This window comes from Shewanella sp. UCD-KL21 (genome assembly GCF_001957135.1).
Taxonomy (GTDB): Bacteria; Pseudomonadota; Gammaproteobacteria; order Enterobacterales; family Shewanellaceae; genus Shewanella.
Window position 1 is genome coordinate 125,100 of sequence record NZ_MPHK01000005.1, and the last position, 24,538, is coordinate 149,637.

A 24,538-nucleotide genomic window follows, 5' to 3' on the forward strand; every position below is an offset into this window, starting at 1 on the left:
GTCGTGGTAAAGCGCCTTGTTCTAACCCGATTTATCCTGCGCCAAGAATGCAAAATTCATTGCTGGTCTAAAGCCTAAAAGCTTAGAGCTTAGAGCATAGAAAATTGAAAGCCCCGATACCTAACGGTATCGGGGCTTTTTGATGTGTAAAAATAGCACTTTAGTTAGAATTCACTCTGCTTCATATTTATTCGTTCGATTAAGATTATTAATTGTTTTATCGATTTCGTGGACAAAGTTTTTTCTAGCTTCATAAATAGCTTCACAATGTCTTTTAATATTATTTCTATCCGGCTTAGAACAATCTGTTTCAAGTAAGGGGTTTAAACTTATTATGAGTTCGCCTAATTTTGTGTCAGCATCGAAAAATTGATTATCATCTCCAATTGTATTAAGTGGATTCATAATCTCTGCTCTATCTATCAGTGAACTTGCATAATGAACGTTATCTAACTTTTCTAATGTATCCCCAGAGTCTATATTCCTTGGGCTATTTGTGGATGCTTCTAGTGCCCAAATGTTCGATAGGAGTGTTTTGTCTAGTTGCTCGATTGTTTGCTTCTTAGCAAACCTCATTTCTTGAATTTTAGTTTCGATTCGGTGTGACTCAATTTGAGCTAACTGCGATTTAAACTGCTTTTTTGCTTGACTCAGTCCGACTATATAAAAGGCGAGTGAGATTATTGGCACTAAAATTAGGCTTACGTAGTCTATCCAGTCCTTTTTTAAGGCTTGAATAGTTCCTTCTTGATGTTGTGCTAACAGGCTTAATGCTTGCCAGAGTCTAAGTGCTAATAGGTCATCCATTTTTATTATGCCTCAGGTAAAAAGTTGGGTTTTGCTAGGTGTTTATAAGATTGATATAAGCTTTAAATTTTTAATATGAACAATGCTGGCTTTCACAGGGTATTCCATCTCTATCACCATCCATTTTTGTATTGGGACAATTTCTGATGTAAAACTTAGCTTCGGCGCAGGATCGCATTTGGCTACAATGGGTTTTTCCTGCTTCGCAGCGAAATGATTGTGATGTTAAAGGTGTGCTTGGTTCGGTTGTTGCTACCCATTCCCGTTTTTTGCCTATTGGGCGTATAGAGTGGTTGCTCTGTGGTGATGGCGTTACAGTTTCTTCCCGCTGCATGTTCTCAATATCTTCATTGGTGAGCACAGGAGTTTCAGTTAATTGCTGGTATTTTGAGTAGCCAAATACAGCAATAAGAATCAGTGTTAGCGGAAGTAACTTTGAAAAAATTGAACGTGGCTGGCGATAGTTTAGGTGTTGGTATTTAGTGTGGCTTGGCTTTGTAGCATTAGAAATAACTGCAACCCCTGTGATACTGGCTTTTATAGCTCTAACTTTACCGTCACTTTGCAACTCACGCTGATATATGATCTCATCACCCACAAGTGGCTTTCTTGCCATGTGTTTAAGTGCTGAAATATGGATAAATACATCTGATTTATCACAGTTAGCCATTGGTTTGATAAAACCAAATCCTTTGTCATTATTCCAGCGTACAAGATTGCCTTTTTCCATGAACTCCGTTTCCTTAGTGTGTCTCTCTAAAAATCTAATCTAATTTGCTGTCTGCTAAATCAACTGATTTTCTACGCTGCAATCTTGGCAGTGTAGGGTGTAGGTTTCTCTGCGTTTGGTGACTCTAGTATTTTTACTTTGGCACTGTGGGCAGGTTTGCTTCATGGGTGTATTTTTAGTGCACTGATTACATTTGATGTAGTAACCAAACTTACCGTACATTGAGATGTAATTTTTTGATTCACCACAATGTTTACAGCTTAGCTTCGCTTGAGCAGCAGGTTGGTTTTCAGTTAATGGAACGCTGCGGTTAGTTGTTGTTTGAGTTTGCGGCTGTTGCTGTGTCTGTTGTAGTGGTTCTGGGGCTTTGGTGGCAACTTCACTTGTTTGGCTATTGCCATCGATATGCTGGCTGATGATGAACTGGCCTATTGAGTCGAGTTCTTCTTGGTCGAAGTGGGGTCGAGTGTCATATACATTAACGACTCGTATGAACTTATTTCTAAGTTTCATCATTTTTTTAAGCTTATCGACTAGAAACTCAGATTTTACTAATTGCTCAGAGACTGCTTTAGGCATGGTGTTTCTATCAATAACGGCATCGCTTGATACTACGCACAGATGATCCCAACAACGGCCATTAAACCCTTGTTGTTTTATGCCTAATGACTTTCCAATTATTTCACTTTTATGGTGCTTGAGTAATTCTTTAAGTAGGGTTTGCTGCAACTCTACCTGCTTGATTGGCGAGGGGATGCCTGTCCATTGGTTGTTATAGCTGCGAGTCCATTCTTGTTGTTGATTGACCTTCACATGGCCTTTAATGCTTTTTGATTCGATTAGTACAAAGCCATAGGGGTAAACGATCAAGTGATCGATCTGAGCGACTTCATCATTAAATCTAAATTTGAAATCATTGATCACCAGTATTTCTGGGTGATCTTTAAAGGCGCGGCGTAAAAAGATGGCCACGTTTTGCTCTTGTTTTTGACCCGCGCTCGCTTTGGGTGAAGTGGTGTTTTGCAGTGTTTTCGTTTTGAGTATCATTTATCAGCAGCATCCATTCATAACTTGATAAAAATCATTATCATAATACCCAATTATAGATTGATAAAGCTATGATTATTGATTGAATTTGTATAAAAATAGCTGTCAATTTAAAGCTTTTATAAAATCATCTTCCACTACACGCATCCACGGTTAATGGCTTTACGTAACGGTTAATGGCTTTGAGTAAAAGCCGTGAGAGTTATACTAAGGTTTATGGCATACTGGTTTTCATGCTATGGATCATTCTAATTATTGTCATTGCGGGCTGCGTATTCTTGCCCGGCTTGTGGGTCAAACACATCATGAGCAAGTACCAGCAGCCCACAGATCGCTACCGTCAGCAAGGTAGCGGTGGTGAACTTGCGCGTCATCTTTTAGACCGTTATGGCCTGAATGACGTCAAGGTTGAAGAGACGCTCGACGGCGATCATTATGACCCAAGCGCCAAGACTGTTCGCCTTACGCCGGATAACTATTCCGGTCACTCCCTGACTGCTGTAACTGTCGCCGCCCACGAGGTCGGGCATGCTATACAGGATTCTCGCAACGAGTCGCTGTTTCTGATGCGACAGAAGCTCGCTAGAACCGCGATGGTTGGTGAGCGTATTGCTGGCGTAATGATGTTAGCAGCGCCTGTGGTCTTTATGCTCACCCGTATACCGCAGGCTGGCGCGTTGACCATTTTGATCGGGGTGCTGTCGATGGGGTTGAGCACTATTGTGCATCTGGTGACCTTGCCGGTGGAGTTCGACGCCAGTTATGGCAAGGCGCTGCCCATACTTAAAGAGGGCAAATACCTGCACGACGGTGACCTTAACCATGCGGAGAAGATTCTCAAAGCGGCGGCGCTGACCTACGTGGCTGGATCGCTAGCCAGCTTGCTTAATCTTGGCCGCTGGATAGCGGTGCTACGTCGCTAATAGAATAAGTGGGGATTTGTCAGGATCTGAGTAAACCTTTTCTCTAACATCAAATTCAATTCCAATACAGTCTCAGATATGAGACTCCATAATTGTTGCCAACCATTTTTCTATTTACCAAACTTATTCATTAAAGCGATGCAGGCATAACCTGTGCTGCGCTAGATCGAATTTTAACTAAAGCAATGCTAGCTATTTAAGGTAATACTTATGGTTTTTTATTCTGTTAGTTGATGTTTTATTGATTTAATCATCTATTGCTTATATTGGTTTTGCAGTAAAGTGCGCGCAATTATAGCTTGGGAGGATTTATGGTAACAATTGAGTTAGTGGTGGTATTAGCTGCCATCTTTATCGGCGCACGAATAGGCGGCATTGGTATTGGCTTTGCTGGTGGTTTTGGTGTGTTGGTGTTAACTCTTGGCTTAGGTATGACGCCGGGCACTATTCCTATTGATGTGATTTTGATTATCATGTCTGTCATCGCGGCTATTGCGGCAATGCAAGTTGCAGGTGGCTTGCAATTTTTGGTGAATCTCGCTGAACGCGTTTTACGTCGCAACCCCAAGCAGGTGACTTTTTTAGCCCCGATTGTCACTTATACCATGACACTGTTTGCGGGTACGGGTCACACTGCGTTTTCTACCTTACCTGTTATCGCTGAGGTGGCGAAAGAGCAGGGCATTCGTCCTTCACGTCCATTAAGTATTGCTGTTGTAGCCTCTCAAATTGCGATTACAGCTTCACCTATTTCAGCTGCGGTTGTACTTATGAGCGGCATGCTTGAAACCAAAGGCGTGGGCTATATCAGCTTATTGATGATTTGTATTCCCTCTACTTTTATTGCTTGTATGATCGGCGCTTTTGTTGCCCAATTTATGGGTAAAGAGTTAAAAGATGACCCAGTTTATCAAGACCGCTTAGCTCATGGTTTAGTGAGCAAACGCGAGGTGAACAGCACTGAGTTACCAGCGGCTGCTAAGCGTTCGGTGATGGTTTTTCTGGTGGCAATTGTGGCGGTGGTGTTTTACGCCACGGCGATTAGTGATGCTGTAGGCCTTATTGATAATCCGACATTGCCGCGCAATGAAGCCATTATGGTGTTTATGCTCACGGCAGCCACGGCGATTACGCTGTTTTGTAAAGTGGATACGGCTGAGGTGCTTAATGCGGCTACCTTTAAATCGGGCATGAGTGCGTGTATTTGTGTGTTGGGCGTGGCGTGGCTAGGTGACACTTTTGTTGCTGGGCATTTAGAAGAGATTAAAGCGCTATCGGGTGGTTTACTAGAAGAGCACTCGTGGATGTTGGCGATCATTTTATTTTTAGCGAGCATGTTGTTGTACTCGCAAGCCGCAACCACAGCGGCGCTAATGCCATCGGCATTTATGCTAGGAGTTAGCCCTGAGGCTGCCATTGCTTCTTTTGCTGCGGTCAGTGCCTTATTTGTATTGCCAACTTATCCAACCTTGTTGGCGGCAGTTGAAATGGATGACACAGGCTCGACCCGTATTGGCCAGTGGGTGTTTAACCATCCTTTTGTGGTACCCGGTGTGGTGTCGGTTGTTAGCTCGGTGATGATTGGTTTTGTGTTAGCTGAGATTATTTTGTAGCCATAGCCATAATAAGTAGAGTCGAATATCTTAGCGCAAAATAAAGGGTATTTTACCTAACCCGATAAGCTTCAAATCGAACTGTTTGTATAAGAAAATGAAAGCCCCGATACTTAACGGTACCGGGGCTTTTTGTTTGCTATTTTGTACGACTAATTTTATCCAGATACCCCATCGCAAAGGCTGATAATACAAAAGTGATATGGATCAGTAGATACCACATGATTTTGTCATTATTGATATTCTCAGCATTCATAAATACTTTAAGCAGATGAATCGATGAAATGGCGACAATCGCTGCGGCGACCTTGTTTTTAAGTGAGCCTGAATCCATCTTGCCAAGCCAGCTTAGTTTGTCACTGTCTTCACCCACATCAAGTTGTGAGACAAAATTTTCATAGCCAGAAAACATCACCATCACGATAAGGCCACCGACTAAAGTGATATCGATAAGTGACAGGGTGACGAGTATCAAGTCGACTTCTTTCATTTCGAAAATCATTGGCAGGATATGAAAAATCTCTTGAAAGAATTTCAAGCCTAACGCCAATAATATAAGGCTTAAGCCCAAATAAATTGGCGCCATGATCCAGCGCGATGCATACATTAATTTTTCAAACACTTTTTCCATTAAAATTTAATCCTTCAGATAAAATACGTTAGAAATCAGTTGAGTTGATTATATAACAATTATTGCAAGGAACTGTAACTGCGCTTACCATCACTAGCAAGCGAGATCATCTGCCCAGTTATTCTAATCGCAAATTATCAAACAGGCTTAATAGTGTTTAAGACTGACATTTCGGCGCCATACTGACTATTGAGGTCGATTAATAGACAGCTTTGGATTCGGTTGCTACTTTTTATTAACGGTACACAGCGATCAATAAAGAGTTGTCTATGTTACGTCGTAATTTTTTAAGTCGAATGGGATTAGCCTTGGCTGGAAGTGTCATCGGGACAGGTATAGGCAATACAGCAGAGGGCAATAAAGCAGCGTTAATGCCTGATAACATCAATGCTGGAGATTGGACTGCGCTGCGACAGCTTTTCCCATTAACTGACGATTACATCCACCTTTCTACCTTTTTGTTAGCCTCTCACCCTAAACCTGTGGCAGATGAAATTGAGCGACACCGCAAAGGCTTAGATGCCAATCCTTCAGATTATTGGCATAAACACTTTGAAACCATAGATGGAAAAATCTCCGCTTCGGCAGCAAGCTATATGGGTGGTGAAGCCGAACAAATTGCCCTCACTGACAGTACCACCATGGGGTTATCTTTGGTGTACAGCGGGCTTAAATTACGCCCTAATGATGAGGTGGTGCAAACCGTACACGATCATTATTCTACCGATCTGTCTTTAAAACTACGTGCAGAAAGAACAGGGGCTAACGTGCGCCGTATTAGGTTATATGACACCCCTGCCACAGTGACAACCCAACAAGTTACCGATAATTTGGCCAAGGCCATAAATCAAAAGACCAAGGTGGTGGCCGTAACTTGGGTTCACTCTTCCACTGGAGTTAAATTACCTATCCGCGCGATGGCTGATGTGATTGCCAAAGCCAACAGCTCACGTTCAGAGGCTGATAAAATCCTATTTTGTGTCGATGGCGTACATGGCTTTGGCATTGAGGATGTTGATGTGAGTACATTGGGCTGTGACTTTTTTATTGCAGGCACTCATAAGTGGATCTTTGGCCCACGTGGCACAGGTGTTATTTGGGGCTCAAAGCGCGGCTGGAATAACTGCACCGCAGTGATCCCAAGTTTCAGTCAATCCTACGATGTGTGGTTAGGTAATAGCACCCAAGCGCAAGTGCCAATGGGTGAGCATATGTCTCCAGGAGGCTTTCACTCGTTTGAACATCGCTGGGCATTACCTGCTGCGTTTGAGCTTCATTTGCGCTTGGGTAAAGCCAATGTGCAACAGCGCATTCATCAGCTCAATACCCAAACCAAACAGGGTTTAGCTAAAATGTCACATGTCACCTTGTATACACCTATGGCCACTGAGCTTTCATCGGGGCTGGTGTGTTTTGATGTCGATGGTTTGTCTCCGCAACAGGTGGTAGAGCATATGCACACTAAAGGGATTATTATGAGCTCGACACCTTATCGCGACTCATTTGCTCGTTTTGCGCCAAGCTTAATTAATAACGAAGCCGAAATTGATAAAGCACTGTTTGAGATACAAGCTTTGGGATAATGTTTCGCTTTTAACAGTGTCATAAGTGCAAGCTGTGTAAGCCCGTGTAAGCCTGTGTTATAACGGGGGGCGCAGAATAAACGGTTGCAAGCGAGCCATACCATATAGGCTCCAGAAGCAACTACATGAGCAAGGGAGTGAACATTAGCAGGGTTTATGTGATGCTGCGCTTGCTATGGTGGTGTTGAGGGGCATCTTGAGTGACAGCATAAATGTTCTCATCTACACTGCGCGTTATGGCTAGCAAGATACAATATCACTGATCACAGCGAGTAGTAAACACAATGAGAACATTTCCCCTTTTGGTTAGCGTTTTACTCCTTGGCATAGTAACGGGTTGTTCGTCACGATTACCTATCGACTCACCTAAAACACAACAGTATTCAGCATCTCATGCGTTAGTGGGGCAAGCTTCTTGGTATGGCAGTAAATTTCACGGCAGACTGACGGCAAGTGGTGAAAAATATAATATGAGAGCTTATACCGCAGCCCATAAAACCTTGCCATTTGGCACTATAGTGAGGGTGACCAATACCGGTAATAATAAAAGCATCGATGTAAAAATTAACGATCGCGGCCCATTTGTTAAAGGCCGAGTGATCGATCTTTCTCAAAAAGCATTTCAACAAATCGCCAGTGTCGATCAAGGGATTGTAGCGATCAAAATTGACATTCTAGACGACAGCAATACCTTTAGGTATAAACATTAACATGCCATTTAGAGCCATTTTTTGAGTCTGTTTATACAAGTTCAATATCGTAGGCAGCCCTTTTAATTGTTGTAATTTATCTTGCGTAATTTATTTAAAAACTCACCTATTGACCATGGACTATAAAATCAGCTTTTTAGCTGGCTAAATCACTTAGCCGAGCTTATGCCTTTAAAAGCTTGAGGATGACCCAGGCGACAAACCCCAGCCCAATAAATAGCCCACAAAAAAAATCATTAAGCATATGAAATTAAGATAAAAGCCTGATAGGGAGCCACTCATTAATTTGGCTTTTTACATAATTGTCGATAGTTCTTTTCATCTTCATAAAATTAGAGTTATTATTCTAATTTGTGTGGGATGTAACCGAGTTACTAATAAATCAGCTTGAAAAGTGCGCGGATGGATCTTGGCTGCGAATAGGCATGTTCAGTTAGCGCTGCAGTATCTGTCAGCAATTGCTGGCGCAGTCAACTCGGTATAAAAATTTTTAACGGTATTAATTGATAAAAGCGCAAACGCCAGCAGGGTGTTTAAAGATGTACTTCAACATAAAAATGGATATGTATGAAAAAAATAATAATTAGGATCTTAGTGATCGCACTGGTTGTACTTTCTCCCATTCTGTATCTCGCAGGCACATTTGTTTTTACAGGCCCAATGCCAGATGACGAATTTCAGAAAAAACTGCCCACCATAGTAAAAAATCTTGAAGTTAAAATGGATGGCGAAGGTGAAGAGACCATCGTCATGATCCACGGTTACCCAGACAGCCTAGAGCTGTGGGACAAGCAAGTTGAATATTTAAAGCAAGACTATCAGATTGCTCGATTTACTTTGCCGGGGTTCGAGCTAGAAGATAATGGCCAAAGACCCGATTACAATATTCAGCAAATTCGAATGATTATGGATGCCTTTATCGAAAGTTTAGATAGAGATAAGGTGACTGTTCTTGCTCATGACTGGGGCGCGTCTTATGCCTCTCATTATCTTGCGAAAAATGACTTAGTCGACCGACTTATTCTTTTAGATATTGGCAGCTATGGTAACGAGAAATCACCAAGCATTAATGTTAAATACACCTTTGCCCTTGCGCTTGCTTGGGTTTTACCTGAATCTCTCGGTGAAAAATTAACGCTTTTTACTGCGGAAAACATTTTAAAACTGGAAGAGAATGTAGACGCGAATAAAAAAGTGGCCAATTTACGTTCTGATGCGCGTATGACTTACCCATACTGGCATTTATGGAACGCTATTTTATCAAAAGATTTACCCCAACGTGTCGCGGTAGAAGATTTTGGCACGCCTTTTCTTTTCATCTATGGCAAAGATAAAAATGTCTGGTTCCATGGTAAAGAGTGGCTGCAACAGGTTGTCGATTTGAATAAAGGCCAGGTTGAAGTGGTACCGGGTGGTCACTGGTTTATGGAGTCTTCTGCTGACTTAGTGAATCAAACTATCGATGATTGGATACGTGCGAATTAAAGTCACCCAATGCTGGCTTGGTTATTTAAAAGCTGAAGATTGAATAGGTAACGATTAAATAATAATTGGTTGGCTATCATCAGGTTGATCGAGCCAATATTTGAATTAAGAAGGGGATACTCGTTGAGAGTGTTCCCTTTTTTTGCATTTAGCCTGAGTCGATACTGATACTGACTTTAGCGGATTAAAACTGTGTTAAAACGTGCAGCTGGCATCTTGCGGCTTTAAATCAGCGTTTTAGTTAACCTTGTGATCGCGTTTTAAAAGCGTAATTTCGTTTTAAGATAAAACTCAGTTAAGTTGATTACAATGTAAGATGATATAAATTATTGCCATGAATTGAACACTTAAAAGAGGGTTTTATTATCAAAGATAATCACAGTTCAAACTCGTCTAGCCGTAAGCCTTGGGTGACTCTCGGTGTTATTGCCTCCATAGTGATATTGTTTGCGGTGGTGTTTAATGTCATGCCCAAAGGGTTTAAAACCACCCATGAACAAATTGGCACAGGTAAGCCTGCGTTTGTATTTGTTTATGATCCCAACCTTGCGGTGAGCAATAGCCAAACTGAACAAATGAATGCCGCCCGTACTGAGATCAATGATCAAGCGTTCTTTTTGATCGCCAGAATTGGCACTCCAGAGGGCGATCAATTGATTGCTAAATACCGTGCTAATCCTGCTGAAATGTTACTGTTTGATCCTGCTGGTAACTTGATAAAACGCCAGTATGCATTGAGATCGGCGCCTGAGTTAATGCAGTGGATTAACTAAGTTCAACTCAATATTATTTGAGCTAAAGTGTAATTTACAGATTAAAAAGCCTTGATAGCAAACACTATCAAGGCTTTGTTGTTTCTAGCTCATAGGCAAGTCATTGCTTTAAGTGGTCATCTTACTGGTTTACTGCTTATAGACTTGACCGTCTTTCATCACAAAGCTGACGTTTTCCATTAAGCTGATATTGCTGAGTGGATCGCCATCAACGGCAATAATGTCAGCTAAAAAGCCTGCTTTAATCTGCCCTAGGTTGTCTTGCTTAAGCAAAGCAGCACTGTTGATGGTCGCAGCTTGTAAGGCTTGAGCTGGAGTCATACCAAATGTCACCATACGTGAAAATTGCTTGCCGTTATCACCATGGGGGTAAATTGCCGCATCTGAGCCAAACACCATGTTAGCGCCGGCCCTGACTGCCTTTCGAAAACTGTCGCGCTGGGCTTGCGATACTAACTTTTCTTTATTGATGTTGGCTTCAGGTACACCATTAGCTGCGCCAAAGGCGAGGGTGTATTCAGTATTGTAGATATCACAAGAAAGGTAAGTGCCCGCTTTAACGGCCATGTTAATGGCTTCATCATCCATAAAGCTGCAATGCTCGATACTGTCGATGCCCGCTCTGATCGATTCTTTAATACCGCTAGTGCCATGGGCATGGGAGGCGACCACTAAGCCACGAATGTGGGCTTCATCAACGGCCGATTTAATTTCTTCATAGGTTAACTGCTGCACCCCGACTTTAGTGCCTTTTGAAAACACCCCGCCGGTGGCGCACACTTTAATGGCATTCGCACCGTACTTGATGTTTTCACGCACTTTAGCGCGCACAGCCCACGGTCCATCAGCAACTCCTTGCGATTTTGATTTTTTTTCTGGGGCTGAAAAGTTATCGTCGCAATGTCCGCCGGTAATACTAATTGGATGGCCAACAGCCCAAATTCTTGGCCCTGCAATTTCACCGGCATTGATACCGTCGCGGGTAGCGATAACGGCATAACCTGAAGCGCCTAAATCCCGCACTGTGGTAAAGCCTGCCATTAAGGTTTTTTCGGCATTTTTAACCGCTTTAACGGTTTGGCGTGGAATGGAATAATTTTGCGAGGCTAAAAAATTATCTTCTGCATCACCGCTAAGGTGAACATGCATATCCATTACCCCGGGAAGTAAGGTTTTACCGCTTAAATCGATGAGCTTGTAATCATTATCGGTAGGGATTTTTGCTTGTTGGGTGACTTGGGTTATTTGATTGCCCTTAATGACAATGGCCACGTCTTTTATGGTTTTACCTTTTACAACATCGACGTATGCATCAGCGACCAATAAGGTTGGTTGTGCCAGTGCTGGCACGCTTAGCGTCAGCGAGATTGCCGCTGCTAAACTTAATTTTGTTAGACCCTTTAATATTTTATTTGGCTTTACCATCTGCGTGGTTTTCCTGTTTATTGTTGGTTTAGGTAAGCGAGAAAACCATCATACGACAATTGTTAAGCCAGTGTTAATGCTAAAGGCAATTGAATTGCAACAACTAATGTCGATAGTTATTGCCGCAAGCCGCTTTATATTGGTAGCAAATATCTGCTTAATCGCGGCTGCAGTTGTTTTGTGCTGCCAAACTTCTTGTATAGTTAATATTAGCTTTTTGCATTCAAGGTAAGGTTTATATGGCCACTCTTTCTGAAAATAACGCCGCAGCTCAGCTAACAGATCATTTAAGCGATCAATTAAAGCAAGGCTTTGAAAAAAGCGCAGTGGTGTTATCAGCGCAGGCAGTACGAGACGCCGAGCGGCATTGGGCATCAAATAATAACAACAGCACTTGGCCTTTGATGGTTAAGGCGGCGAGCAGTTTTGTGCAGCGCTTTGAAGCGGCCTTTAATGCATCGCAATCGATATTGGTGGTGGTCGGTCAGGGCAACAATGGTGGTGATGGTTATTACATTGCCAAATTGTTGCTGCAACAGGGCAAAAATGTCGTGGTTTATGCGCCTTTTGGCGCGCCCAAAGCAGGCATCGATGCGCAGCAAGCCATGAATGAATTTTTAGCAGCTGGTGGCAGGGTTCGTGCTAATGCCACAAGCTTAGCTGCATCAACAGCAGCCTCAACAACAGCAGCCTCAACAACAGCAGCAATAGCAACAGCAGCCTCAACAACAGCAGCAATAGCAACAGCAGCAATAGCAACAGCAGCAATAGCAACCTCAGAGTCATACCCAATCATTATTGATGCGCTATTTGGCAGTGGTTTAAGCCGCACCTTATCTGCTGCGGCGATTGAGGTGATTAATTACATTAACCACAGTAGTGGGCAGGTTTACGCCGTTGATGTGCCCAGCGGTTTAAATGCCGATAGCGGCCAGCCTGAGCCAGTTTGCGTTCATGCTAGCGCCACCCACAGTTTTATTGCTTATAAGCCGGGGCTACTTACCGCATACGGGCCAGCCTCTTGTGGCGAGCTGTCTTTAGATACTTTAGAGCTTGAGCCTATTGCTAGTACAACAAAAGAGAATTGGCGCTACGATCCAAGGGTAAACAAGCTGCCATCACGCACAGGCAATACTCATAAAAGTCACCATGGCAATGTCGGTGTTATCGCAGGTCTTGGCAACATGGCGGGCGCAGGCATTATTGCTAGCCGCGCCGCTTTAAACGCTGGGGCTGGGCGAGTGTATTTACAGTGCGAGCCAAGCCATTTTGTCGCCTGCTTGAGCCAATCCCCTGAGATCATGTTTTCTGAAACTACCGACAATACATTACAGCAAAACGCGGTGCTGGTGGTGGGCCCAGGTCTTGGCCGCGGGCCGCAAGCTCAGCAAATCATGCAAACGATATTAACCCTTCAAGCCAACTCTGGCGTTGATAATAAACGCAGCCTCGGGGTGTTAGATGCTGACGGCTTGCGCTATTTAGCAAAGCAGCCGCAAATGGTGGCGCATTGGGTGCTAACTCCCCATGAGGCGGAGGCTGCTGACTTGTTGGGCATATCTGCCGATGAGGTCACTAACGATCGCCTTGCCGCTGCGCTTGCACTGCATAAAAAATATAAAGCAGTGGTGGTATTAAAAGGGGCTGGCACCCTAGTGGCTCACCAAGGGGGAGTCAACTTTTGTCATTCAGGTTCAGCGGCTATGGCGACAGCGGGCATGGGCGATTGCTTAGCAGGTATTATTGCAGCACTTATCGCCCAAGGTTTATCAGCCGAGGATGCCGCCATTACCGGGGTAAACTGGCATGCAACCCTAGGCCATCAGCTTGCCCAAACCCAGAGAATAGTGCTGGCCAGTGATATTTGTGAGCAGCTTAAATTAAGCTGTGATTAACTCACCATAACGCCGTTTTAATGTTTATGCGCTGTAGAGCTGCAGCGAAATGAGGGCATAAAACCGTTTTCAATGTTGAATTAATCGCCATTTAAATACGCTTTTTAGTGGTCGGATGAGTGCGTGGAAGACCATGATAATTCTTAACATTCAATCAGCAATTATTTGGCGCTTGTTGGCCTGTGGCTAAAAGCCAAAAATAAAACGCTGTAGATCTATGTTAAGGCGATATTGTTCCATACTTGCTTAACTAAGCCCCATAAGTGTTTGTTGGCGGTTGCTATTACTTGCTCATAATTTCCACTCTCCCTATCGTCAATTATATGACAAGTCAAATTTTTATTAAATGTGTTAACTTGTTTGAATTTAATTCCTATCTTGCTGTAAATAAATATTTTTTTGACGGTTGTCTGTTTTGTTGGCTCTGTTGTTATATCTTTTTTTTTAATTACTATGTGGCTCGAACAGACCCTTGTTGGCTATTTATATTAATCATTGAGTCTGCTGTCTTCTTTTACCTAATAACTAGAGAAATTGACATGAAAACCAATAAGTTGTTTGGTGCCATTGCCGTGGCGTCAGCGATGTATGTAGTGATACCGAATCAAAGCGCTTATGCTCATGGCTGGGCAGAGTTTCCTGAAGCAAGACAATCAATTTGTTACCAGCAAGGTGGCTTGTGGAGTGGCACGCCACCCAATGCGGCTTGTGCACAGGCGAAAGAGATTTCTGGTACTTACCCATTTATTCAGCGTAATGAATTTGCCATCAATATTCCTGCACCGACTTACAATGATATGGACGTGGTAAAAGCGGCTATTCCTGATGGCAGCTTATGTTATGCCAACGATGCGCAAAAACGCGGCATGGGTGCAGAGCATTCAGACTGGACCCGCACTGAGTTACCAACAGGCACTTTTGAGTACGTGTTTAATGCAACCGCGCCACACAACCCATCTTTCTGGCAGTTTTATTTAACCAAGCCCGGTGTTGATGTATCTAAGCCACTAAAATGGGATGATTTGGAACTAATCCAAGAGTACGGCAATGTTGCTGTGGATGCGGATAAAAAGTACCGCATGGACATTGCGATCCCTGCCGATCGCTCAGGTGATGCGATTTTGTATACTCGCTGGCAGCGCGATGACACCGTGGGTGAAGGATTTTATAACTGTAGTGACATTACCATTAGCGGTGACTCTCCGGTAGAACCAGAACCAAATGAGCCTTATTTAGAGCAAGGTGATGCTTTTATTCCTGCAGATATCAATTTAGATACCCCGCAGCTTGGTGAGTCGGTTAACTATAAAGTCTTTAGTGACAATGGCGATATTCATTCAAGTTTCTCACTAGAAATCACCACAGAAAACCAGCTCGATTGGGACCGCTTATTAGCCTCACAAGTGAACGGTTATTATGAGACTCAATATAGCGGTAACGTATTTATTGGTCGCTGGCATGCAGAAATGAATCACTATATGTATTTCAGAAATGAGCTACATAATAACTTTTTTAATGCCAGTAATGGACAGGCTTATGGTGAGTTCAGTATTAGCGCAAACAACGAGTTTGTAAAAGCTGTGATTACGCCAACAGTGTTAAAAGAAATTACTAATGCCAGCGTTAGCCACGGTGAATACGTGGTACTAACCCCAGCAAGTAGTATCGGTGATATTGAGCAAATCTCTTGGGCGCAAGTGGCAGGTTTGCCGGTTGAAACAGTTATTGGCCAGAATGATGAGCTGATTATCAATACTGTTTTACTTGACAATGTCGCCCAAGAAGTGAGTTTTGAGCTTACTGTTACAGGCCAAGGTGAACAAGATAAAACCGTTTATAGTTTCTCAATTACGCCCACTGACGTAGAGCCAGGCCCAAGCCCTGAGCCATTACCTGGTGAGCAATGGAGCGCATCTGCTGTTTATAATGGCGGTGAAAAGGTGATGCATAATAACCAAGAGTGGACTGCTCAGTGGTGGACCCAAGGTGAAGAGCCTGGCACTACGGGTGAATGGGGCGTGTGGCGTTAATCGCCTTCATGCTTGTTTGCTAAGGTTTTAAACATAATCGCTGTAAACCCTAACGGCCAATCATTGATTGGCCGTTTTTTTATGCTATAACTAAAATATCATCTGGCTAAATGCGCTTTATAAACGTGTTGTTTTTTTACTCTAATCAACATCGATTTAGTTAATCGAATCGGTGTAATAGCAGAATAAGGGCCGCTGTTATTAACTAAAACTTCCTATTGATATTAATACTTTGCTGCAAAGTTCGCTTTAAACCTTTCTATACTAAACGAACAGATAAATAAGAATTTAACTCCAACCTAGTTACTGACTATTTATCTGTGAGCTGCAGGCTACTTTTTAAGACTTTTAAGGCGCTGATGTTAGCGATCAGTGAAAAGGAATTTCATAACGATGAATTTAAATATTGTCAGCGCCGAACAGGCTTCACAGCAAAAGTATGAACTCATAATTATTGGTTCTGGCTTTGGCTCTTCATTCTTTTTACTAGAGGCGCTAAAAAAAATTAACGGTAATATCCTGGTGCTGGAATGGGGCGATTATAATTCGTGGAATTGGCAATTATCCCAAGGAAAAAATTCGGCTGTTGATCCTGCCGATACCTTTAAAAATACAGCTGAAAAAGAATGGAATTGCACCATTGGTTTTGGTGGTGGAATGAATTGCTGGTTTGCCCAAACCCCTCGATTTCATCCTGCCGATTTTAAAACCGCCTCTTTGTATGGGGTCGGCAATGACTGGCCGATTTCCTATGACGATCTTGAGCCCTATTATTGTGATGTCGAAAGCATTATGTCGGTGTCAGGCGACCCTGATATGCACAGTATGCTTCCTCGCTCCAAACCTTTCCCACAACCGCCCCATAGACCCACTGCCATTGATCGCATCATGAAAAATGCCAATATGGACAGCCACTTTATCATGCCAACGGCCAGAGCAAGGGTGTCAACTGATACACGGGCGGCCTGCTGCTCTAATGCCAAATGTAATTTATGTCCCATTCAGGCCAAATTTACTGTGCATAATGGTTTTCAGCAGGTGTATTCGGACCCTAGAGTACACACCTGTTTAAACTCTGAAGTAAGGCATATGCAGCACAGTGATAGCGCGGTTTCTAGCGTGGTTTTTATCAACAACAATCAAGAATATACTGTCAGCGCCGACAAGTTTGTTTTAGGCGCCAACGCCATACAAAGCCCTGCGATATTGCTACGCTCGAAAATGGATTTTGGTGACACAGGTCTTGGGCTACACGAGCAAGTTGGGGTAAAAGTTGAAGTGTTTTTAGATGGTTTAGAGAACTTTGATGGCAGCACGATTACCACAGGGCTCAATTATGCCTTGTATGATGGCGAGTTTAGAAAAGATCACGCTTCTTGTTTGATTTACTTTGAAAATCGTTGGCCTTATGGCTTTAGAAAAGAAGTGGGTCGCTGGCGAGAAACCCTGCCATTAGTCATTGTCGCTGAAGATCTCCCCCAAAAATCCAATAATGTCACTATTGATGCTACTACAGGGCAGGCGGTAGTGAGCTATACCGGAGAATCTGAGTACGCCAAAAAGGGTATTGAGCAGGCTTTAGCGCAATTACCTAAGGTACTTGATGCATTACCTGTGGAAGCGATTCATTTTCGTGGCTGGCGGCCGACTGAATCACATTTACAGGGCACCTTGAGGATGGGCAACATTGATGATGGCTCAGTGGTAGATGCAAACCTTATTCATCATCAATACCGAAACTTATTTGTGGTGGGCACATCAGTATTTGCAAGTTGTTCTTGTGCCAACCCTAGCTTAACCGCTGCAGCATTAGCAGTGCGCGCAGCGAGAATGGGGGTTTAATATGAGTGGTGCTAGTCTTTCTCGGCGCTCGTTTCTTAAAGTGGCGGCGATTGGCGCAGGGCTGGGTGGGGCGGTGTTTTATGGCGTACACACATTAAATACCCAAAATTTTATCGTCTCGAGTCTTGATCGTTTACTGGGTAAGCTAAATATTAGCGATGAAAACCTGCAATTGTTTTGTGAGCAATTTACCGCTGAATATGGTGAGATGAAGCTGCGTGCCATTATTATTTTAGATCAATCATCGGCGTTTGATTTGGTGGTTAAAAAGCGCGCTATCTGGATTGATAAGTATGAGCGAAAATTAGTCACTGATTTTATGATGTCGACCAATTTTTTCCAAGTCAGGAACCCTGCCACAGAGGCGCTGCAATACTACGGCGCTAATCGGCCTTGTTATAATCCTTTTGCCCGCTTTGACATCAGTTGATTGCAGTTGATAAACCATAATACCTTGCCAGTTATGCCTTTCATAAAATCGTGGCCTTTGGCTTAACAAGTGACACTTGTTAAGCCAAAGGCCGTTTTCTTGCCAAATCAGCATTAAAGTTTTCCCTTAAGAAGTCGATGTATATACATGGGCTTAATCGGGTATTTAGCGAATATTAACAGCCAATGTTATTGCGTAAAGTGATTGCGTAATGTTGTTGAACATTTTAATGCTCAATAACGGCTGCTTAATAACGGCTTTCATATTAATAACTACTCGTCATAGCCCCATACTGACAACTGAAATCGCTTGAGAGCAAGCTGCATCATCAGGTCATCAATCACTGTAGATTTGTGAAAATCTCTCTACTTACATTGAAAGTAGGGCTTAATCTTTAAAGGTCGTTTTATGAGTTTTGATGTCTCAATTAAGAGAATGCTCCAAATTACAATTTCGCTAGCATTATTGGCTTTAATCTCTTTAGTTTTAGTGAGTAATACCCAGCAGTCTTTCATCTACGACAGTGTGTTAAATGAAGAAAAGCAAGTTAATACCATTTTTGCTTTAAAAGATACTCGCTTTGATGTTGTGCAAATTCAGCAATTTTTGACCGATGTTGGCGCAACAAAAACTGATGAAGCCAAAGCAGAAGCTTTAGCCTGTTTACATGCCGCGCAGGCCAATATGGATAAGCTTATATTGTTGGCACCGGAATATACTGCAAGAGCTCAATCGATTAAACGTCAAATTAATCAATTGCATGAGTCTGGTTTAAACATGGCTGATGCGTATATAACTCAAGGTACAGATGCCGGCAATTTATTGATGAAAGGTGCTGGCGGCTTTGACCAAGCATCGTCAGAGTTAGCTGATAATTTAGATCAATTAGCCCAAGAGTTAGATGGTAAATTTACTGTTGCGGTACAAGATACTTTAAATGCCACCATGCAAGCTGCCAGTGTGCAATTGTGGGGCAGTATTGGCATTGGTGTGTTTATTATCATTATTTTGTCAGCCCTTTACCGCAATATTTTCACTCCGCTTAATGCTTTAGATAACTCAATGAGTAATGTGGCTTCAGGCTCTAAAGATCTTACCGTGACGCTAGATGACAGTGGCAATAGCGAAATTAATCAGGTCGCTGGCAACTTTAATGTATTTGTAACTAATATTCGTGAGTTAATTACTGATTTTAATGGTAATACCCAGCAATTAGGTACCGCAAGTGTGCAGCTTAAATCGGCCAGTAACGAAACGTTAGCGGGCATGCAGCGCTTACAAGGTGAAACCGAGCAAGTTGCAACAGCGATGAATCAAATGCAGGCGACCGTAGTAGAAGTGGCTAATAATGCTGAGCTGGCAGCGCAAGCAGCTAAAGATTCTGATACCCAAGCAGTCCATGGTGACATGATAGTTCAGCAAACGATCGCCTCGATCGATAACCTCTCTGGCGGGGTTGAACAGGCTGCCAATGCCTTACAAAAATTACAAAACGATGCCGATAATATTGGCAGCATTTTAGATGTGATCCGCAGTATTTCAGAGCAAACTAACTTACTGGCACTCAATGCCGCCATTGAAGCTGCGCGTGCGGGCGAGCACGGTCGAGGCTTTGCCGTAGTGGCCGACGAGGTCAGAACTTTGTCAAAACGAACCCAAGAGTCCACTAATCAAATTCAGCAAATGATTGGGCAATTACAAACCGGTGTTAAAGATGCCGTATCAGTAATGGACTCAAGCCGTGAGCAAGCAGATAAAAGTACTGAGCAAGCTGCGCAAGCAGGTGATGCCTTAGCTAAAATTACCGAATCGGTTGCGATGATTTCTAATATGGCAACCCAAATCGCCACAGCAGCAGAAGAGCAAACTGCGGTCAGTGATGAAATTAATCGTAATATTGTCAATATTAGTGATGAAGCCAGATTAACGGCGAGCAATGCCGACCAATCACATAGTGCCAGTGTGCAGGTTAATCATCTGTCACAGCAACTCAGAGAACAAATTGGTCAATTTAAAACAAGTTAGTGAATCAATGTGACAGTTTTGCCACTAAGCCACCCGTTATTTAGAGGCTAATGTTGTGTTATAAGCATGGTGTTATAAGCATGGTGTTATATGCATAGTGATATAAGTATAGTGATAGAGGCCTAAGGGAGATAAACCCATTCCCTTAGGTTTTTTCATCAATACCAAGTGGTTCAAGTTACTTATATCAATAAGCTAATGAAAAATTCTGCGCTAGAATACTGTTGGGTTGTCTTTCATCTTTAGGAGGCTTCAAGCCCCTTCAAAGTGCAGCATTAGTTTCATTTAATGGCTTTTTAGATTTGAGGTTCATGAATAAATCTAAGACTTATTTCATAATAAGCTTTATCGATTGCTATTTAGCTCGCAAGTACCGCTAACATATGCCTCAAAAATATTTTGCTAAAACTCATTTTCTTCATATTTATCCCCTTTAATTCTAGTTTTTACATCATTCATGTTATATCTGCCTACAAGTGCTAAAAATTATAGCTTAAATAGTATTTATTAGCTGTTTTTGTAGCTTTAAACTGTATTTTATCCACTATCAATTAACGATTTTTTAGGCTGGCAGTAATATCACGTCCTTTTTATTTCGTACGAAATAACCACAAAACATGACCTTTATAGCAAAATTTGACACTTTATTGGCCATTAAGCGAGCTCTAGCAGATTTTTCTTTACTTATTTCTGCTTCAATATTACATTCGCCGCAAATAGTCTTTGGGTATAACTAAGCCTTTAGCCGACAAGTATGCGCAAGCTCGTTAAATTTCATGTTAAGTATCCTTAAATTGTCCATAAATACTCATGGCAGTGGTGAAAACTCCATTGTTACACCAGTTATTGGTTTAAGTTTTTTCGCTATCGCTTCAGGCTTTTTAATGAGCCTAGTACCATTATCTTTACCATACTTTGGCCTTAGTCCATCGCTAACTCCTTGGCTTGCAAGTGTGTTTTATTTTGGCATTTTATTAGGTGCTACTTGTATTCAAAAGGTGATTAAGCGACTTGGTCATCGGCGCGCATTTATCGTTTTTTTATGTCTGCTGGCATTAACGGTGGCAACAATGATACTGCTACCTCATCAGATCAGCTGGCTTGCTGCGCGATTTGTTGCTGGACTGGCGGTTGCAGGCATTTTTGTGGTGGTAGAGTCTTGGCTTTTGATGTCTAATTGCCCTAAAAAGCGTGCTAAACGTCTCGGTCTTTACATGGCGGCACTTTACGGAGGTAGCGCCGCTGGACAGCTGGCTATTTCGGTATTCGGTACTGAAGGCATTACGCCTTATCTGTTTGTATTAGCGTTGTTATTTTTAGCTACTTTGGCACCAGTGCTTATTCGACATGGTCAGCCTCCTAGTCATCAGCAGCAGCGCTTTAACCGCAAAGACATTCGTCATTTGAGCCGGCCAGCGATCATCGGATGTATGGTGTCTGGGCTATTGCTGGGACCAATTTATGGATTAATGCCGCTATATATCAGTCTATCAAGTGCTTATGCTGACTATACCGGGCTATTGATGGCGATTGTCATTGTGGGTGGCATGGCGGTGCAGCCGATTGCAGGTAGCATGTCGACTCGCATGTGTAAAAGTTTACTTATGGCAATTATTAGTCTTGTTGGCTGCGTTGCTGTGTTAGGCATACTGGAGTCAACCAGTTTAGTCATGATGGGGCTAAGTTTACTATGCCTAGGTGCTGCGAGTTTTGCTCTATATCCAATAGCGATAACGCTGGCTTGTGATAATTTGCCCCAAGAGAAAATGGTTTCAGCGACTGAAGTGATGTTGCTGTGTTACAGCGTAGGCTCAGTATTAGGGCCATTATTGGCGACCACATTTACCGATGTCGGCAACGGATTAATTATCTATTTAGGTGTCTGCTTGTTTTCCACCTGCATGTATATGTTATTTAAGAGTACTGAAACACTACCATCTGGCCATAAACCTATCGCAGGTTAGTTGCCAAAGGTTTTTTATAACCAATCCTATTGAGCCTAATGGGATTGGTTGTTTAGGCTTTTATAGTGTTAGCTCCCCCGACACTTTGATTAGCTATATCCAGCTCGCCAGTTGCTTTTTAGTGGGTTTGCTGCCTTTATGCACCACTTTTTCATCCACCACCACAGCGGGTGTGCTCATTACCCCATAAGCCATAATTTGCGCCATGTCGGTGACTTTCTCTATTGTGACAGTCACGGCTTTTTCATCGGCAACGGCTTGGGCAAGTTCTGCTGTTTCAAGGCACTTTTTACAGCCGGAGCCTAATATTTTAATGGTTTTCATAATACATCCTTATTTGTTAGGCGGTTAAGTCACCCATGTTTTTTACATCAGTAACCTCATAAAAATGGCGTAAAGGCATTAAACAGCCAACCGACTAAGGTAAATGCCACCAATAGCAGGCTGAATAATATTGCCAGTAAGCGCCACTGCATAACCTGTTTTAGTAAGATAAATTCTGGGAAGCTAGCTGCAACCGTGCTCATGCAAAATGCCAGTGTGGTGCCTATGGGTAGGCCATTAACAATCAAACTTTCCATCACTGGGATCACTCCCGTGGCGTTTGAATAAAGCGGGATCCCCAGTAGCACTGCAGCAGGTACTGACCACCATTGACCATCGCCTAAATGGGCCTCAATCCAACCATCGGGTACAAAGCCGTGCAGCGCCGCGCCAAGGCCGACACCAATAATGACCCATTTCCATACTCGGCCAAAAATATCGAACATCTCAGTTTTGGCAAATTGATGCCGCTGTGACATTGATAGGGCTTGGGTTTGAATATCGTCAGGGTTATTAGCAGTGCTATGTTGTTGACCGCGTTTGAGGGCTTCAGCGGCAAAAGATTGTAGCCAGCGCTCAGCTTTTATTGCATCGAGAAAGAAGCCGCCTAACATGCCGACACTCATGCCAACCAGGACATATAAGAGGGTAAATTTTATCCCCAGTAGACTCATGAGTAGCAAGATGGCCACTTCGTTGATTAGCGGTGAGGTGATCAAAAAGCTCATGGTGATCCCAAGGGGGATCCCAGCTGAGGTAAAGCCGAGAAATACCGGAATACTGGAGCAAGAACAAAATGGCGTTACCACCCCAAATCCAGAGCCCATTAAGTAACCTAAGCCCTTAGGTTTACCTGCTAAATAGTCTCTGACTCGTTCAACATTTAATGAGGCTCGCATTAAGGCGATGAGGTAAATCATCACCAGCAGTAGGGCAAAAATCTTAGTGACGTCTTCAACAAAAAAATGCATTGCATCCCCAAGCTTTGTCTGCGCCGACAAGCCCAATAAGTCGTAAATTAGCCATGATGCAAAATCAGTGAAAATTTGAAACATAGGTTAATGCTCAAAAAAACGTCTTATATCCAAGATAGCGGATTTTTAGTAATGAAAATAAGCGCTAGCTCTCGCTTTTGCATAAAGGGCTGGTGCGGAAAGGTTTGTCACAATATCGGTTAAATAAAGCTAAAACACCACTTAAGCTTAGTGCTTACAGAAGTTATCACTGAAGGGGTTTGAAACTGAAAACCAGCCTCGCATTTGGGGTAAACCTTAATGCGAGGCTGTGGTCTAGACATTGTGAAGTGGCATTAAATTAATGATTAAATAGAAGTTAATATTTGCTACTTCATGATAATTTCTCTTAATCGGTATTCACCGGTTAAGGTTCTTACATTGGGGTAAGTTTTGGTGATTTTACGGCTGTTGTCTTGATTGGCTTGGCCCCAACTTTTCATAAATTTTTTATACTTTTCCTGATTGGGCTCTAAATCGGCGCTATTTTCAAACATCACCATCAGTACCATATTGAACTCACCACTTTGTGGTAATTCACTGGCAAAAATTTTCCAATCTTTAATATAACCCAGCTCTTTTTGTAACCGCACCGCTTTAACCCAACTTTCTCTTAAGCCTTCTAGGTAAACGTCTTCCATGTTGGGATCGATCCTAACAGTGGTCATCGAAGTCACTTCTTTTCCAATGTCATAGTCTTTATAAATCTCAAGCTCAGCCTGAGAAGAAACGGCAAAGAGTAAGCTGCATAATCCGATTATTAATACGATATATTTCATCTTAATCTCTCTTAGGTTGTTAAAAATTTAACACCGAGAAGTATAGTGACGAATGTGTTAATAGCGAGTGGCTAAGGCTTAATGCAGACTTTCTATTTACGCTAATCAGCCAGTGGCATGGGCGACAACACGCTTGAGGAGAGTCGTTTAAGCTGTGAGTGGGGGGAGGATTGGTTTAAATCTGAGTGGAATAAGTTGTGAAGGGAATGATTGTTTTATCGTATCGTTCCCTTCGCTTGCTGTCAGCTTGATAAGCTTTAGTTATGGTGGGCTTTTAGCTGCTGGAATAACACATCTTTTAAATTAGCCCGCTGCACTTTGAGCTGGTGCATGTGTTCGTCATCGGTTGGGCTGCCATCAATTTCAAGCTGGCGGATTTCATAATCCAGTAGGTGGTATTGTTTAGATTGTTTTTGAAACGTTTCATCTTTATGTGTTAAATCAACAATGTCTTGCTTAAATTCTGGAAAGTCGAAAATTAGTGCGTGATTCTCATTTAACATAGTAAC

21 protein-coding genes are annotated in these 24,538 nt (G+C 42.6%); 12 read left to right on the forward strand and 9 right to left on the reverse strand.

The features are described from left to right. Positions 1–171 precede the first annotated feature (171 nt). The 3 genes from BM739_RS06420 to BM739_RS06430 form a co-directional block, all read right to left on the reverse strand. Positions 172–807 carry a hypothetical protein gene (locus BM739_RS06420; RefSeq protein WP_076538658.1) on the reverse strand — a complete coding sequence of 212 codons (636 nt, stop codon included), beginning with the start codon at positions 805–807 and terminating at the stop codon, positions 172–174. Positions 808–877: 70 nt separating this feature from the next. After that, the gene (locus BM739_RS06425; RefSeq protein WP_076538662.1) at positions 878–1,537 is read right to left on the reverse strand and encodes an excalibur calcium-binding domain-containing protein; all 660 of its coding nucleotides are present in this window, start codon (positions 1,535–1,537) and stop codon (positions 878–880) included. Positions 1,538–1,591: 54 nt separating this feature from the next. Continuing rightward, the gene (locus tag BM739_RS06430) at positions 1,592–2,584 is read right to left on the reverse strand and encodes a nuclease-related domain-containing protein (RefSeq protein ID WP_076538664.1); all 993 of its coding nucleotides are present in this window, start codon (positions 2,582–2,584) and stop codon (positions 1,592–1,594) included. A 182-nt stretch (positions 2,585–2,766) separates the two neighbouring features. Between BM739_RS06430 and BM739_RS06435 the strand changes: the two genes are divergently transcribed. Together BM739_RS06435 and BM739_RS06440 are read left to right on the forward strand one after the other, a co-directional pair. After that, positions 2,767–3,507, forward strand: coding sequence for a zinc metallopeptidase (locus BM739_RS06435; protein ID WP_254843477.1), 741 nt, complete (start codon positions 2,767–2,769; stop codon positions 3,505–3,507). Positions 3,508–3,818: 311 nt separating this feature from the next. Continuing rightward, a complete protein-coding gene (locus BM739_RS06440) occupies positions 3,819–5,120 on the forward strand; it encodes an anaerobic C4-dicarboxylate transporter (protein ID WP_076538667.1) in 1,302 nt (433 codons plus the stop codon). 139 nt (positions 5,121–5,259) lie between these two features. On the opposite strand, the gene BM739_RS06445 is transcribed toward BM739_RS06440, so the two are convergent. Then, positions 5,260–5,751 (reverse strand): TIGR00645 family protein, encoded by a 492-nt coding sequence (locus BM739_RS06445; protein ID WP_076538669.1) that lies wholly within the window; start codon positions 5,749–5,751, stop codon positions 5,260–5,262. Positions 5,752–6,020: 269 nt separating this feature from the next. On the opposite strand from BM739_RS06445, the gene BM739_RS06450 reads away from it, so the two are divergent. The 4 genes from BM739_RS06450 (at position 6,021) to BM739_RS06465 (ending at position 10,302) form a co-directional block, all read left to right on the forward strand. After that, positions 6,021–7,334: an aminotransferase class V-fold PLP-dependent enzyme gene (locus BM739_RS06450; protein ID WP_076538672.1), complete on the forward strand. Its 1,314-nt coding sequence runs from the start codon at positions 6,021–6,023 to the stop codon at positions 7,332–7,334. Between the two features lie 284 nt (positions 7,335–7,618). Continuing rightward, a complete protein-coding gene (locus BM739_RS06455) occupies positions 7,619–8,044 on the forward strand; it encodes a septal ring lytic transglycosylase RlpA family protein (protein WP_076538675.1) in 426 nt (141 codons plus the stop codon). A 567-nt stretch (positions 8,045–8,611) separates the two neighbouring features. Next, positions 8,612–9,529 carry an alpha/beta fold hydrolase gene (locus BM739_RS06460; RefSeq protein ID WP_076538678.1) on the forward strand — a complete coding sequence of 306 codons (918 nt, stop codon included), beginning with the start codon at positions 8,612–8,614 and terminating at the stop codon, positions 9,527–9,529. 410 nt (positions 9,530–9,939) lie between these two features. After that, the gene (locus BM739_RS06465; protein WP_254843478.1) at positions 9,940–10,302 is read left to right on the forward strand and encodes a hypothetical protein; all 363 of its coding nucleotides are present in this window, start codon (positions 9,940–9,942) and stop codon (positions 10,300–10,302) included. Between the two features lie 129 nt (positions 10,303–10,431). On the opposite strand, the gene BM739_RS06470 is transcribed toward BM739_RS06465, so the two are convergent. Further along, positions 10,432–11,727 (reverse strand): amidohydrolase family protein, encoded by a 1,296-nt coding sequence (locus BM739_RS06470; RefSeq protein WP_076538683.1) that lies wholly within the window; start codon positions 11,725–11,727, stop codon positions 10,432–10,434. A gap of 239 nt (positions 11,728–11,966) precedes the next feature. On the opposite strand from BM739_RS06470, the gene BM739_RS06475 reads away from it, so the two are divergent. From BM739_RS06475 to BM739_RS06500, 6 genes are all read left to right on the forward strand, one after another. Continuing rightward, positions 11,967–13,622 (forward strand): bifunctional ADP-dependent NAD(P)H-hydrate dehydratase/NAD(P)H-hydrate epimerase, encoded by a 1,656-nt coding sequence (locus tag BM739_RS06475; protein WP_076538685.1) that lies wholly within the window; start codon positions 11,967–11,969, stop codon positions 13,620–13,622. A 539-nt stretch (positions 13,623–14,161) separates the two neighbouring features. Next, complete coding sequence (locus tag BM739_RS06480; protein ID WP_076538688.1) at positions 14,162–15,652, forward strand: lytic polysaccharide monooxygenase; 1,491 nt, start codon at positions 14,162–14,164, stop codon at positions 15,650–15,652. Between the two features lie 393 nt (positions 15,653–16,045). After that, on the forward strand, positions 16,046–17,494 hold the full coding sequence (locus BM739_RS06485; protein WP_076538690.1) for a GMC oxidoreductase: 1,449 nt from the start codon (positions 16,046–16,048) through the stop codon (positions 17,492–17,494). Position 17,495: 1 nt separating this feature from the next. Next, positions 17,496–17,924 (forward strand): twin-arginine translocation signal domain-containing protein, encoded by a 429-nt coding sequence (locus BM739_RS06490; RefSeq protein WP_076538693.1) that lies wholly within the window; start codon positions 17,496–17,498, stop codon positions 17,922–17,924. Positions 17,925–18,332: 408 nt separating this feature from the next. Beyond that, positions 18,333–19,949, forward strand: coding sequence for a methyl-accepting chemotaxis protein (locus BM739_RS06495; RefSeq protein ID WP_076538696.1), 1,617 nt, complete (start codon positions 18,333–18,335; stop codon positions 19,947–19,949). 785 nt (positions 19,950–20,734) lie between these two features. Then, a complete protein-coding gene (locus BM739_RS06500) occupies positions 20,735–21,913 on the forward strand; it encodes an MFS transporter (RefSeq protein WP_254843487.1) in 1,179 nt (392 codons plus the stop codon). A gap of 93 nt (positions 21,914–22,006) precedes the next feature. Here the strand turns inward: BM739_RS06500 and BM739_RS06505 are convergent, their stop codons facing one another. From BM739_RS06505 to BM739_RS06520, 4 genes are all read right to left on the reverse strand, one after another. Continuing rightward, positions 22,007–22,237 carry a thioredoxin family protein gene (locus BM739_RS06505; RefSeq protein WP_076538702.1) on the reverse strand — a complete coding sequence of 77 codons (231 nt, stop codon included), beginning with the start codon at positions 22,235–22,237 and terminating at the stop codon, positions 22,007–22,009. Between the two features lie 56 nt (positions 22,238–22,293). Beyond that, positions 22,294–23,292 (reverse strand): permease, encoded by a 999-nt coding sequence (locus BM739_RS06510; RefSeq protein ID WP_076538705.1) that lies wholly within the window; start codon positions 23,290–23,292, stop codon positions 22,294–22,296. Positions 23,293–23,579: 287 nt separating this feature from the next. Continuing rightward, a complete protein-coding gene (locus BM739_RS06515) occupies positions 23,580–24,029 on the reverse strand; it encodes a hypothetical protein (protein ID WP_254843479.1) in 450 nt (149 codons plus the stop codon). 257 nt (positions 24,030–24,286) lie between these two features. After that, on the reverse strand, positions 24,287–24,532 hold the full coding sequence (locus tag BM739_RS06520; protein WP_076538711.1) for a YdcH family protein: 246 nt from the start codon (positions 24,530–24,532) through the stop codon (positions 24,287–24,289). Positions 24,533–24,538 lie beyond the last annotated feature (6 nt).